Genomic DNA, 12439 nt, shown 5'->3' on the forward strand with positions numbered 1-12439 from the left:
TCCACGGCCGCCCCGGTCGTCGAGACGCCGGTCGACCACCTGCGGCTGGCCCCGGCCCTCCCGGTCGACTTCCGCGGCGCGCTCGAAGCGGCCCACCACGTCGTCGGCGCTTCGGCCCGCCCGGCGCCGGACGGGCTCGTCGACGCGCTCTCCCGCGACCTGCTCCCCGACTGGACCGAGGACTGGCTGGCCCCGGAACGCCAGCGCTGGGAGCAGGTCCGCCTGCACGCGCTGGAGGCCGTCGCCCAGCGCCTGATCACGGCAGGCGCGCACCTGGCCGCGCTGGAAGCGGCGTTCACCGCGATCGGCATCGACCCGGTCCGGGAAAGCGCTCACCGCACGGTGATCGCGGCCCACCTCGCCCAGGGCAACGCCGGCTCGGCGCTGCGGCACTACCAGCACTACCGCGCGTTGCTGCACCGCGAGCTGGGCGTGCGCCCGTCACCGCACATGACGCGGCTGGTCGCGGCGCAAGGGACGCCGTGACCGGGGGAGTCTTCAGGGCAGCACGGCCGAGAACTCCGTCACCGGGCTGTGCTGGTCGCCGGCGAACGCGGTGCGCAGCTCGGCCATCTCCGGCAGCGTCGTCCGCCCGGAGACGAACAGCGCCGCGAGGCGGGGCAGCGGCCGGCCGAGGTCGAGCAGCCGGCGGACCTGCCCGGCGTCGAGCCCGAGCACGCGCAGGCCGGGGAGATCGGCGACCTGGCCGAGGTCCGGCACCGCCGAGCCGGCGAGGTGCAGCCTCGTCAGCCGCGGCAGCGTGCGCAGTACTCCCAGGTCGAGCGGCTCTTGGACGCCTTCGAGCCGCAGGTCCCACAGCACCGGGTGCGCGGCGAGCCCGGCGAGGTCGACGCTCTCGGCCTCGATCTCCGCCGACTCCAGCGCGGCGAGCCCGCCGATCGACGCGGTGACGGCGGTGGCGCGGTTGACGCTCAGCCGCCGCAGCGCCGTCAGCGGGCCGAACACGGCCAGGTCGACGTCGGCGGCGTCGTTCAGGTAGACCTCCTGCACCAGCTCCCGGCCGGGCAGCTCGGCCACCACCGACGGCAGGTCCAGCTCGGCCGCCTTCGAGATCACCTCGTTGTACGACCGCTCGGCGGCTTCGCGGAGTTCCGTCTCCGCGATCAGGTACTGCTCGCCCGGGTCCTCGAAGCGCCCGGCCCGCAGGGCGGTCAGGACTTCGGTCAGCATGGCGGTGACCGACGTTGCCACGTAGCGCAGCGGGCCGTAGATGTCGCGGCCGTACTCGAGGACCTGGCCCGCGTGCCCCCGCGCGGCGGGGTCGACGTCCACCGCGACGTAGTTCATCGCCCGGTCCCCGCCGAAGGTGATCCACCAGTCGTTGCGCGACAGGCGTTTCACGTGGCCGAAGGGCACGGTCTCGAACACGACGCCGTCGTCGTCCAGCCCGTCTTCCCAGCCGTAGGAACCGGGTTCGCCCTCGAGGTAGTTGGCGACGACGTGGTCCAGCGGGTCGTGGGAGTACGGCCCGAGCAGGCCGGTCTCCTGGGGATCGCCGTCCGCCACCAGGTACAGCGCCCGCAGGTCCTCGGGCAGCCGGACGCCCATGCGCGCCTCGGCGGCGGCCAGCTCCGCTTCGGTCTTCCCGGCGGGCCACGGGGGAGCCGCGCCCTTGATGCGGGCGTAGGCCTCCGCGTACTCGGCGGTGAGCCGGAAGATCTCGGCGCGCACCCGGGGATCCGTCGGCGCGCCGGTCGGTTCGGCGGCGGCGGGGCGCGGCAGCCCCGGCAAGGGGTGCCCGGGATAGCGGAAGTCCGGGTCGAAGACGAGCTGCCCCGGCGAGACGGCCGTGACGTCCGGCCGGGCGGTGAAGCGGTAGGCGCCCGCGACGTCGAGCCGCACTTCCAGCACGGCGGGCGGCAGCTCGAACAGCCGCCGCGCGATCGACGTGTAGTCGACGCGAAGGCAGTCCCGCACGTCGCTCCACGCCGTGCACGAGACGGCCCCGCCGGTGTGCCGCAGCTGGAGCGTGGCGGTCGTCCACCCGGCCCCCGCCCCCGTGCGCAGGTTTTCGGCCATCGCCGCGGCGATGGCGGCGTATTCGCTTTCCCCCGGATTCATGCCGCGAGGCTACCGAGCCCCCGGCCCGGGTGTGACCCGGCGGACACCTGGCCGGGACGGGCGGGGCGGCGGTTTCGGGGGCGTGGGACACTTGACCGGTTATGACTGCCCTCCCCCTTGTCTTCGACGCCCCCAAGCGCGGCCTCCCGCCGCGCCACCTCGCCGACCTCACGCTGGCCGAGCGCGCCGAAGCGGTGGCCGAGCTGGGGGAGAAGCCGTTCCGGGCGAAACAGCTGTCGAACCACTACTTCTCCCGCCTGACGGTCGACCCGGCGGAGATGACCGACATCCCTGCGGCGTCCCGTTCGCGGCTCGTCGAGTCGTTGATGCCGACGCTGCTGACCGAGGTCCGCGCGCTGGCGGCCGACGGCGGCGCGACGCGCAAGACGCTGTGGCGGGCGCACGACGGCACGCTCCTGGAGAGCGTCCTGATGCGCTACCCGGACCGCGCGACGCTGTGCATCTCGAGCCAGGCCGGCTGCGGCATGGCCTGCCCGTTCTGCGCGACCGGCCAGGGCGGCCTCGACCGCAACCTGTCGACGGCGGAGATCGTCGACCAGGTCCGCTCGGCGGCGGCGGTCATGCGCGACGGCACGATGCCGGGCGGCCCCGGGCGGCTGTCGAACATCGTCTTCATGGGCATGGGCGAGCCGCTGGCGAACTACAAGCGCGTGGTGGCCGCGGTCCGGCGGATCACGGATCCGGCGCCGGGCGGGCTGGGGATCGGGCAGCGGTCGGTCACGGTGTCGACCGTGGGGCTCGCGCCGGCGATCCGGAAGCTGGCGGACGAGAAGATGCAGGTGCGGCTGGCGGTGTCGTTGCACACGCCGGACGACGAGCTGCGGGACACGCTGGTGCCGGTGAACGAGCGCTGGTCGGTGGACGAGGTGCTGTCGGCGGCGCGGTACTACGCGGACACGTCCGGGCGGCGGGTGTCGATCGAGTACGCGCTGATCCGGGACATCAACGACCAGCCGTGGCGGGCGGAGCTGCTGGCTCGCCGGTTGCGGCAGCACCTGGGGCAGCTGGTGCACGTGAACGTGATCCCGTTGAACCCGACGCCGGGGTCGAAGTGGGACGCGTCGCCGAAGCCGGTGGAGCGGGAGTTCGTGCGCTTGGTGAACGCCGGCGGAGTCGCGTGCACGGTCCGGGACACCCGTGGCCAGGACATCGCCGCGGCCTGTGGTCAGCTGGCCGCTGAAGGCTGAAGGCTGAGTTTCGTTTCTATGATGGAGTGTTTGTCGTGATGTATGCCCCCAGCCTGTTGGATCCGGCTGCGGAGGAGCTTCGGCTCGCGGACTTCACCGGTGCCACGGACGTCGCGCGCGGCGCGCGGACGTTGTTGGGTGAGCGGTTCAGCTCGGTGACGTTCATGTACGTGTTGATGCGGGCGTTCGAGGTGGAGTACACGGCCGCCTGCGACGCGGCGCGGTGGCACGAGTTCCACGGCGGCCCGCGGGCGCTGTCGGACGCCGATCTGGAGAAGCTGCTGGCCCCGTGGCTCAGTCGCTGACCGTCTCCGGATCGCCGGATTCGGTGCTGGGCGGGGCTTCGAGAGCGTCGACGTCCGACCACGCGAGCTGAATCAGTTCCCCGCCGGAGCGCCTGCTGACGGAAGTCACGCGGCCCGGCAGCAAAGCCGATGGCCAAACTCCGAAGAGCAGCGGTCCCTCGCGGAAGTCGCCGTCGCCGACGATGCCCGGGGCTTGGATGTCGGCCAACGTCTTCAGCACTCCGTGCCTGAGCGCGCCCGCCGCTCCTTCCGTGCGGCGGGCGATCACCAGGTGAAGCCCGACGTCCTTCGCCTGTGGGACGAACTCGCGCAGAGGCTCGAGCGGGTCGGCCTCGCCGGGCGTGACGAGTTCGGCGTCGTCCACGACCACGTACAGGTCGGGCCCTGACCACCAGCTGCGGTTCTTCAGCTGCTCCTGCGTGACGTCGGGTCCGGGAAGCCGCCGTCGCAGCGATTCCCGGACGTCCTCGAGCATGGAGCTGAGCTGGGCACTGGACACCGCATAGGCCAGAAGGTGCTCCGTGGCCACGTGACGGAGCAAGGTGCGACGGTAGTCCACCAGCAAGATCACCGCCTGCGCCGGCGTGTACTGCTCGACGATGCCCCGGAGGATGGTGCGCAGCAGCGTCGTCTTGCCGGACTCCGGTCCCATCAACGCCACGAAATGCGGGTCGGCCTCAGGCCGCCAGACGGCCGGTGATCCGTCGATGCCGACGCCGAGCGGCAGGGAGCCTGGCTCGGGAGCTGCGATCTCGGCGTAGGGAACGTGTGCCGGCAGTGCGGTCAACTGACGCGCCAGCTTCGGCGGCAGTTCTTCGAACGGCATCGTGGCCGCCTCGCCGAGCGTGAACCCGGCCGAGTCGAAGCGTGAGCGCGTCAGGAAGACCGCACCGTCGAACTCGAGCCCGTTGTCGAAGCGCGCCGACGTGAAGACCGCATCGCCGCCGAAGCTCGCCGAGGTGAAATCCGCGCGGCTGCCGAACCCGGTTCCGGTGAAATCCGCTTCGGCGGTGAACTTCGCCGAGGCGAAGCTGGACGCATCGGTGAACGTCGCGTCGCCGAATCGCGCCGTGCCCACGAAGGTCGCCGACCGGAAGACGGCCGACCGCACCTGGCAGCCGCTCAGGTCGAAGCCGAGCAGGCTCGCGCCGGCGAGGTCGAGATCGATGTCCGGCCAGAAGCGGCCATCGGGTGCGCCGGGACGCAAGTGAACCGTCAGTACTCCGCCGACGGCCTGCCGGACGCGCCCTTGCTGCGCGATGTGGTTTTCGCTGCTCTCGACCACGTCGGCGGCCGCGTCGGTGAACATGCGCAGGTAGGCGCAGAGCACGTTGACGATCGTCTGCCGCTGGCCCGGGCTGCTCTGGCCGAGACGCTCCAAGGCGTAGAGCCCACCGAGTTGCACCGCCAGCCGGTCCGATCCCAGCTGGTCGACAGCCTTGCTGTACAGCTCGGTGAGTCGTCGCTCCGCCGAGTCCAGCCGGGTGTCGTCGGCCATCTGCTCCTGGAGCGCATGTGTACGGGCTGCCGCGGCCTGATCCAGGTCCTTCTGCTTCAGGCCGATTTCGGTGCTCCGCTGACGACGGGCGGCAAGCAGCAAGGCCGCCGCCCCGCCCGTTCCGACCACGATGGTGCCCGCGGTCTTGATCGCTTCCAGCTGGTTCCGCTCCTGCGCATCGCCGTGGCCGAAAGCCGCCAGCAACCACACCGCGACCGCGACTCCCAGAACCACGATCACGGCGGAAGCGAACCAGATCATCCGGATCGACAGGACCCGGTAAGAGACGTTCCTCGACTCGATGCGGCGGGTTTCGTCGTCGCTCTCCACGTTGACCACCGTAAGGCAGGGTTGCTCAGGCTCGAGAGGTGTGGGCGCTGTCGGATGCCGATCTGGAGAAGCTGCTCGCGCCCTGGCTCGTTCGCTGACCGTCGCTACTTCGCCTGAGCGCGCATCTGCTCGGCCATCCGCTCGAGTTCGGCGGTAGCCGCCGGCGAAGCGCTCGCGAGCCCGCTGTAGCCGGCCGTCGGGCTCCGCAAGAAGCGTCGCAGCAAGGCCACGAGCACCCCTTCCGGCAGCGTCCGCACCGCGGCGAACCCGCGGGGGACCGGCGGTGTCGCCAGGGCGGCCAGGTTCTGCCGCATGACGTGGACCATCGCGCGGACGGCGGCCGGATCGCCGGCCAGCGCCACTGGGCCGCCCGCCGCGTGCACCGCCTGCTCGAGCGGCACCGCGAACGCGGCGTGCGTCTTGAGCCAGGCGTCCATCCGCGGCTCGGCCTTGGCACTGATCCCCGCGCTGCGGAACGTGCGCACGACTCGTTCGAGGCGCGGGGTGACGCGGCCGCCGGGTTCGCCGATCGGGATCGGGGTCATGCGGGTCAGGAGGCTGGCCGGGCGGTAGCGGACGACGTCGCCGTCCCGCGTGCCGCCGTCGGTGGGGAAGCCGAGCAGCACCCGCTCGTGGCCGATCACCGCGCCCAGCGGCTCCGCGCCGGCCGCCCAGTTGAGCAGGAACAGCACGTCCCCGCCGACGCCGGCGAGCGACCGCAGGACCGCGTCCACCTGGTGGGTGCGGACGAGGACGGCGATCAGGTCGTACCCGCCGTCCGGGTGCTCGACCACCGGCACCGGTACCCGCCGGACCACCGGGCTGCTCCCCTCGGCGAGTTGCACGCCGTTCCGGCGCAGGGCGGCCAGGCGTTCGCCGCGGGCGAGGAGCGAGACGTCGTGCCCGGCGTCGTGCAGGCGTGCGGACAACAGGCTGCCGGTGACCCCGGCGCCGTACACGAGCAGCTTCATGGCGACCCTTTCATACGTTCGTTTGAATCGAACGTCTGTATAGTACGCGCATGGCCGACACCCGCACCCAGATCCTGGACGCGGCCGAACACCTCTTCGGCGAGCGCGGTTTCCACGGCACCTCGGTCCGCGCGATCACCGACCTCGCCGGGGCGAACCTCGCCGCCGTCGGCTACCACTTCGGCTCGAAGGCGGAACTCCTGGCGGCGGTCGCCCGCCGCGCGATCGAGCCCATCAACGCCGCGCAGATCGCCGGTCTCGACCGGCTGCTCGCCCGGACCCAGGACCCGCCGGTCGCCGACCTGGTGGCGGCGTTCGTGGGCCCGCTGTTCGACGGGATGCCGTCCGGTGACGAGGGCGGTGCCCGGACGTCCCGGCTGATCATGACGATCCTCGGCGACCCGGCCGAGGAGGTCCGCACCTGGATGGGCTCGGCCGAGGACGCGGTCCGCGACCGCTACGTGGCCGCCTTCGAGCGCGCGCTGCCCGGCCTCACCCCGGAGGAGCTGTGGTTCCGCCTGCGGGGAATCCTCGCCGTGGCGGCCGTGGACCGCGCCGAGGTCCACCACCAGCCGACCCCGGATTGCCCGGCCCCGGACGCGGGCGAGGCGCCCCGGCGCTGGGCGATCACGTTCCTGGCGGCGGCGATGAGCGCGCCGCCGACGGAATGAGCCTCAAGCGGCCACCGTCCGCAGCGACTCCGAAAGCGCGACCAGCTCCCGGACGTCGTCGTCCAGGCCGCCGCCTTCCGGGACCGCGACCGGCATCCCCGAATCCGGGACCTCTTCGCGGCGGGCGTGGGCGCGCAGCGCTTCGGTGAGCCGCGTGGCCAGCGGACCGTCGTGCGGCAGGTGGGCGAGGTACGGGCTGATCCGCACCAGCCCGTCCCGGCATTCGATGACGCGCCGGTAGTAGCGGCGGTGCACGCCGAGCACGCTCAGCGCGTCGCGCCACGGGCTCAGCGGGGTGCGGCTCAGCGCGTCCTCCGGGAAGGCCTCGTGCAGGCGTGTCCACAGTGGACCGAGGCGGTGGTAGGTGAGCAGGTGCCGCCACCACACGCGGGTCGCGGCCAGCCGGGTGGCGACGCCCGGGTAGGACAGGCCGATCACCAGCAGGATCGCGCTCGGGAACACCAGGAAGACCGTGGCCTGCACCAGCAGTGCGGGGATCGCCGCGCCCGCCCAGTGCACCAGCACGACCGCGACCAGCGTCGCGCCGCCCACCGCGCCGAAGGCGAAGCCGACCGACGCGATCAGCAGGCCGCGGGACAGCCGGGGCGCGGCACCCCGGGCGTAGCGGCGCGCGAGGAAGCACGCGCTCGCGATGCCGTACGTCAGGTACAGGTCGGCCGCGAGGTAGAAGACCGAGACCCCGGCGCGCGGGTACGTCGAGGGCGGGCCGCCGGGCATGAGCACCGCCACGGCCGCCATCACCAGGATCGTGGTGCCCAGCGGTACGGCTTCCTGCCACGCCCGCCGTCGCGCCCGGTCGGCCGGCAGGGCCGAGAACAGGAAGAAGCACATCAGGGAGTAGACGAGCCCGCAGAGGAAGACGTGCTGGAACAGCAGCGGCACGATGACCCCGGGGTCCGGCTGGTTCACGTCCCCCGCCAGGAGCCCGAACGGGAACGACGCCGCGAAGCAGGCGAGGCAGGCGGTGACCATCCACCGCGCCACGTCCTCGGGTGCCCGGCTGAGCTGGTAGAGCTTCCACAGCAGGGCGGGGTAGAGGATGACCCCTTGGACGACGAGCAGTGCGATCTTGCTGTTCACAGCCACCCCAGCCGTTCGCCCAGCGCGTTCTCGATCCGCTTCGCGGTGTCCTCGTCCGACGACGCCGGCGCGACCAGGTCCAGCACGGACGCCCATTCCAGGATGATCGTCGCGACCGTCTCGGCTTCCCGCTCGTGGTCGGTGTCGTAGGAGGTCCGCAGCAGCGCCCGCCGGACCGGCTCGGGCGTCAGGTCCGGAGGCGGTCCCGGCGGGGTCAGGCCGGCGACCAGGCTGTCGTCCTCCGCGGTGGCGTGGTGCCCGGCCAGCATGTGGCCCAGCTCGTGCAGGATGATGTGGCTCTGGTGGGCTTTGCTCGTGTCCCGCTGGTAGATGATGTAGTCGGCCCGCTCGGTGGCGATCCACGCGCCGAACGGACCCGGCACCGGGATCCGGTGCGCGATCAGCCGGATCGGCCGCCCCCGCTGCTCACCGACGCTGCGGCACAACTCGGCGACGTCGAGCGGGGGCCGGATGCCCAGTTCGTTCAGCAACCGCCGGCAGCGGCGCCGCAACTCGCGTTCCTTCACCCGTCACCCTGCCGTCGCCGTGCTCACCGTTCAGCCCTTTACCGTAGACGACGCCGATTTCACCCGGAGAGGCTGCGCGCGGCCGACGTCGAACCGGCTTGCCAGGCCCCTGTCAGGGCCGTGTGCGTCGCCTGCCAGCGACCCCCGACAAGCTCTGGAACGTAATTCCAGAGACCGAAGGAGCCGCCATGCGCACCCCAGTCACGATCATCGGCGCCGGGCTCGGGGGACTCACCCTCGCCCGCGTGCTGCACGTCCACGGGATCGAAGCCGTCGTCTACGAAGCCGAAGCGTCGCCGATGGCGCGGATGCAGGGCGGGATGCTCGACATCCACGACTACAACGGCCAGCTCGCCGTCGAGGCCGCGGGCCTCATGACCGAGTTCCGCGACCTGATTCTCGAAGGCCGCCAAGCGATGCGCGTCCTCGACGCGAACGGGAATCTCCTGTTCGACAAGGCCGACGACGGTTCCGGCGGCCGTCCCGAGGTGCAGCGGGGCGAGTTGCGGCGGATGCTGCTGGACTCGCTGCCGCCGGGCACCGTCCACTGGGGACACAAGGTCACGGAAGTCCGGGCCGGGAACCAGGTGGTCTTCGCCGACGGGACCAGCGTCGAAACCGCGGTGCTCGTCGGGGCGGACGGCGCCTGGTCGCGGGTGCGCCCGCTGCTGACCGCCGAAACCCCCGAGTACGCCGGGACTTCTTTCGTGGAGACCTACCTCTTCGACGCCGACACGCGGCACGCCGCCGTGGCGAAGGCGGTCGGGGGCGGGTCGATGTTCGTCAACGGGCCCACGCCGGGGCAGGGGATCAACGCGCACCGGGAAAGCGGCGACACCCTGCACGCCTACGTCGAACTCGAGCGGCCGCTGGAGTGGTTCGACGCCGTCGACTTCGCCGACCCCGTCGCGGCGGCCGCCCGGATCGCGGCGGAGTTCGAGGGCTGGGCCCCGGAACTGACCGCGCTGCTCACCGACGCCGATTCCGGGCCGGTGCTGCGCCCGCACCACACCCTGCCGGCCGGGGTGGGGTGGGAGCGCGTGCCCGGGGTGACCCTCGTCGGCGACGCCGCGCACCTCACCGCGCCGAACGGCGAAGGCGCCAACCTGGCCATGCTCGACGGCGCCGAACTCGGTCAGGCGCTGGCCGCGCACCCCGTCGAAGAGGCGTTGGCCGAGTACGAGGAGGCGATGTTCACGCGCGGCGCGAACCCCGTCGACGAGTCGGTTCTCATCGAGAGCGTGTTCGGTGGCGAGATCCCCGAGCAGCTGCGGCAGCTGTTCGACGAGCTCAAGCCCGGCAGCTAACGCGACGGCGGCGGTCCGCCCGGGCCGCCGCCTGCCGCCGGGGTCGTCGTGGTGTCGACGCCGACCTTGAGCGTCACCGTGTACCCGCCGGTCACGTCGCCGGTCACTGTCCCCAGCTGCAGTGCGCCGCTGTCGTCGCCGAAGACGTTGTCGCTGCTCAAGCTCACCTTCTGGAGGTTCGACACCGACGCTTCGTACCCCGGCTGTGCGTAGACCGCTTCGCAGGCGTTCTGCGGCAGCGCGACCTGGGACGTCGCGATCGCCTTCGTGCTGTCGGTGATCGACGCCTGGTCCGGGTACACCTCGAAGTGGATGTGCGGCCAGCGGCCGTCGTAGCAGGCGGGGAAGACGCTGGTGTAGCGCACGCGGCCGTCGGCGCCGGCGAGCTGGACGCCGCGTAGTTAGTTCTCGTTCTGGATCCCTTGTGAGTAAAGGGAATACCGGCCTTCGCGGTCGCAGTGCCAGACGTACACGGCGACCCCGGCGAACGGCGAACCGCCCTTGGCCAGGTCCGTGACCACCAGCTCGAGCGTCATTGGGACGCCTTCGGCGGTGCCGCTGCCGGTGCCGAAGCTGGACCGGATGTCCGAGCGGACGACGCCGCTCTGCTCCAGCACGTCGGGCCCGTTGGAGCCGTCGCCCGGGTACGGACCCGCGGTCTCGTCCGGGATCTCGCCCGAAGCCGTCGTCGCTGTCGAAGAAGAAGACGTCGTGGTGGCCGACGTCCCGCAGGCGGTCAGCACGGCACCGGCCGCGCCGAGACCGAGGAACCGCAGCGCCCGGCGGCGGCTGAGCAGGGTGACGATGTCGAAGCCGAGGCCCTGGTCGACGACCTCGTCACGCGGCCGGGGCAGCGGGCGGCCTTCGTAGGTGGGGTTCATGGCTTCCACCCTGCCGCCGTGAGGTTGTCCCGCCTTGTGCGGAAGCTGTGCGGTTGCTGTCAATCGTCCCCGATGGGTGGTTCTACGCCTGCCCGGGCGCCCAGAGCCCGTCCGCGTCGCCCGCTTCCAAGCGGCCCCGGTACACGCCGATCTTGCGGTCGATCAGCTGCAGGTTCTCCTGCAGCTCGGCCAGCTTCGCCAGCACCTCCGCGCGGTGCTCCTCCAGCAGCGCCAGGCGTTCCGGCTCGTTGCCGCGGCCGGCGGCGACCAGGTCGGCGTAGCGGCGGATCGTCTTGATCGGCATGCCCGTGGCCCGGAGCTTGGTGCAGATCTTGATCCACTCCAGGTCGAGCTTGTGGTAGCGGCGGCGGCCGCCGCTCGTGCGGTCGACCTTCGTGACCACCAGGCCCGCGCGTTCGTAGTAGCGCAGCGTGTGCGCGCTGACCCCGGCGTAGCGGGCCGCGTCCGCGATCGTCAGCCCCTCGGCGGGGATCGGCGGTTTGACTTCGAGCACGCTCTAAATCCTAGCGTCGATCGCATGAACGTTCGCACCGCTCATCGCCCCGCGCTCGTGCTGGCCGTCTGCTGCGCCAGCATCGTCGTGGTCGTGATGGACATCTCCATCGTCACCGTCGCCCTGCCCGCGATCCGCCGCGACCTCGGCGCGTCCGTCTCCGGTCTGCAGTGGACAGTCGACGCCTACACGCTCGTGCTGGCCGGGTTCCTCGTGCTCGCCGGGTCGGCCGCCGACCGGTTCGGGCGCAAGCGGGTCTTCCAGTGCGGCCTCGCCGCGTTCGGGCTCGGTTCGCTGCTGTGCAGCCTCGCGCCCGGCATCGGCTGGCTGATCGCGGCCCGCGCGCTGCAGGCGGCCGGCGGCACCATGCTCAACCCGGTCGCGATGGCCATTGTCGCCACCACCTTCCCCAACCCGGCCGAACGCGCCCGCGCGATCGGCGTGTTCGGCTCGATGTCGGGGCTGGCGCTGGCACTCGGGCCGATCCTCGGCGGCGCGCTCGTCGACGGCTTCGGCTGGCGCGCGGTGTTCTGGGTCAACGTCCCGATCGTCGCCGCCGCGCTCGTGGCCACCGCGCTGTTCGTGCCCGAGTCCCGCGCGCCGCGCGCCCGCCGGTTCGACCCGCTCGGGCAGCTCCTCGTGCTGGTGGTGCTCGGCAGCGTCGTCTACGCGCTGATCGAGTCGCGGCCGCTGGGCTGGACGTCGCCGCTGGTCCTCGGCCTGTTCGCGCTCGCCGCGCTCGGGGTGGCCGGCCTGCTCGTCCACGAACCGCGCCGCGCGGACCCGCTGCTGGAGCTGCACCTGTTCCGCAGTGTCGCCTTCAGCTCGGCGATCGTGATGGCGGTGCTGGCGCTGTGCGGGTTCGGGATCTTCCTGTTCACCGCCACCCAGTACCTCCAGGACGTCCGCGGCCTGACGCCGCTGTCCGCGGGGTTGTGCCTGCTGCCCGTCGGGCTGCTGGTCCTCGTGCTGTCGCCGCGCACCGGACGGCTGGTCGGCACGCACGGCCCGCGCGTGCCGCTGGTCGTCGCCGGGAGCGCGCTC

General features: G+C 72.1%; 14 protein-coding genes. 6 read left to right on the forward strand and 8 right to left on the reverse strand.

The features are described from left to right. Positions 1-486 (forward strand): bacterial transcriptional activator domain-containing protein (locus G3I65_RS39195; RefSeq protein WP_203612641.1); only part of this gene is annotated, 486 nt, incomplete at its 5' end. Positions 487-498: 12 nt separating this feature from the next. Here G3I65_RS39195 and G3I65_RS39200 read toward each other — a convergent pair. Further along, positions 499-2082: an SMI1/KNR4 family protein gene (locus tag G3I65_RS39200; RefSeq protein WP_160700564.1), complete on the reverse strand. Its 1584-nt coding sequence runs from the start codon at positions 2080-2082 to the stop codon at positions 499-501. 101 nt (positions 2083-2183) lie between these two features. Here G3I65_RS39200 and rlmN point away from each other — a divergent pair, with 101 nt between their 5' ends. Then, the gene (gene rlmN, locus G3I65_RS39205; RefSeq protein WP_160700565.1) at positions 2184-3290 is read left to right on the forward strand and encodes a 23S rRNA (adenine(2503)-C(2))-methyltransferase RlmN; all 1107 of its coding nucleotides are present in this window, start codon (positions 2184-2186) and stop codon (positions 3288-3290) included. Positions 3291-3328: 38 nt separating this feature from the next. Then, a complete protein-coding gene (locus tag G3I65_RS39210; RefSeq protein ID WP_160700566.1) occupies positions 3329-3595 on the forward strand; it encodes a hypothetical protein in 267 nt (88 codons plus the stop codon). Here the strand turns inward: G3I65_RS39210 and G3I65_RS39215 are convergent. Together G3I65_RS39215 and G3I65_RS39220 are read right to left on the reverse strand one after the other, a co-directional pair. Continuing rightward, a complete protein-coding gene (locus G3I65_RS39215; protein ID WP_160700567.1) occupies positions 3585-5423 on the reverse strand; it encodes a pentapeptide repeat-containing protein in 1839 nt (612 codons plus the stop codon). The genes G3I65_RS39210 and G3I65_RS39215 overlap by 11 nt on opposite strands. A gap of 104 nt (positions 5424-5527) precedes the next feature. Beyond that, positions 5528-6394 carry a ketopantoate reductase family protein gene (locus G3I65_RS39220; RefSeq protein ID WP_160700568.1) on the reverse strand — a complete coding sequence of 289 codons (867 nt, stop codon included), beginning with the start codon at positions 6392-6394 and terminating at the stop codon, positions 5528-5530. 50 nt (positions 6395-6444) lie between these two features. Between G3I65_RS39220 and G3I65_RS39225 the strand changes: the two genes are divergently transcribed. Beyond that, entirely contained in the window at positions 6445-7065 is a 621-nt protein-coding gene (locus tag G3I65_RS39225) for a TetR/AcrR family transcriptional regulator (protein ID WP_160700569.1), read from the forward strand. Positions 7066-7068: 3 nt separating this feature from the next. Here the strand turns inward: G3I65_RS39225 and G3I65_RS39230 are convergent, their stop codons facing one another. Beyond that, positions 7069-8166, reverse strand: a complete 1098-nt coding sequence (locus G3I65_RS39230; protein ID WP_160700570.1) for an MAB_1171c family putative transporter — start codon at positions 8164-8166, stop codon at positions 7069-7071. Then, a complete protein-coding gene (locus tag G3I65_RS39235) occupies positions 8163-8693 on the reverse strand; it encodes a hypothetical protein (RefSeq protein ID WP_160700571.1) in 531 nt (176 codons plus the stop codon). Before G3I65_RS39235 ends, G3I65_RS39230 begins: the two co-directional genes overlap by 4 nt. A 188-nt stretch (positions 8694-8881) precedes the next feature. Between G3I65_RS39235 and G3I65_RS39240 the strand changes: the two genes are divergently transcribed. After that, positions 8882-10000 carry an NAD(P)/FAD-dependent oxidoreductase gene (locus G3I65_RS39240; protein ID WP_160700572.1) on the forward strand — a complete coding sequence of 373 codons (1119 nt, stop codon included), beginning with the start codon at positions 8882-8884 and terminating at the stop codon, positions 9998-10000. Here G3I65_RS39240 and G3I65_RS57785 read toward each other — a convergent pair. From G3I65_RS57785 to G3I65_RS39250, 3 genes are all read right to left on the reverse strand, one after another. Beyond that, complete coding sequence (locus G3I65_RS57785) at positions 9997-10365, reverse strand: hypothetical protein (RefSeq protein ID WP_239071714.1); 369 nt, start codon at positions 10363-10365, stop codon at positions 9997-9999. The genes G3I65_RS39240 and G3I65_RS57785 overlap by 4 nt on opposite strands. 36 nt (positions 10366-10401) lie before the next feature. Further along, positions 10402-10881, reverse strand: a complete 480-nt coding sequence (locus tag G3I65_RS57790) for a hypothetical protein (protein ID WP_239071715.1) — start codon at positions 10879-10881, stop codon at positions 10402-10404. Between the two features lie 82 nt (positions 10882-10963). Then, a complete protein-coding gene (locus G3I65_RS39250) occupies positions 10964-11395 on the reverse strand; it encodes a MerR family transcriptional regulator (protein ID WP_160700573.1) in 432 nt (143 codons plus the stop codon). Between the two features lie 24 nt (positions 11396-11419). On the opposite strand from G3I65_RS39250, the gene G3I65_RS39255 reads away from it, so the two are divergent. Further along, the coding region (locus tag G3I65_RS39255; protein WP_160700574.1) for a DHA2 family efflux MFS transporter permease subunit at positions 11420-12439 on the forward strand (1020 nt) is incomplete at its 3' end.

The organism is Amycolatopsis sp. SID8362, assembly GCF_010550475.1.
Taxonomy (GTDB): Bacteria; Actinomycetota; Actinomycetes; order Mycobacteriales; family Pseudonocardiaceae; genus Amycolatopsis; species Amycolatopsis eburnea.

Bases quoted from the DNA above. Each gene is read 5' to 3' on its own strand.
- G3I65_RS57790 (WP_239071715.1), bottom strand. From the start codon at position 10,881: ATGAACCCCACCTACGAAGGCCGCCCGCTGCCCCGGCCGCGTGACGAG.
- G3I65_RS39240 (WP_160700572.1), top strand. From the start codon at position 8,882: ATGCGCACCCCAGTCACGATCATCGGCGCCGGGCTCGGGGGACTCACC.
- rlmN (WP_160700565.1), top strand. From the start codon at position 2,184: ATGACTGCCCTCCCCCTTGTCTTCGACGCCCCCAAGCGCGGCCTCCCG.
- G3I65_RS39225 (WP_160700569.1), top strand. From the start codon at position 6,445: ATGGCCGACACCCGCACCCAGATCCTGGACGCGGCCGAACACCTCTTC.
- G3I65_RS39210 (WP_160700566.1), top strand. From the start codon at position 3,329: ATGTATGCCCCCAGCCTGTTGGATCCGGCTGCGGAGGAGCTTCGGCTC.
- G3I65_RS39220 (WP_160700568.1), bottom strand. From the start codon at position 6,394: ATGAAGCTGCTCGTGTACGGCGCCGGGGTCACCGGCAGCCTGTTGTCC.
- G3I65_RS39200 (WP_160700564.1), bottom strand. From the start codon at position 2,082: ATGAATCCGGGGGAAAGCGAATACGCCGCCATCGCCGCGGCGATGGCC.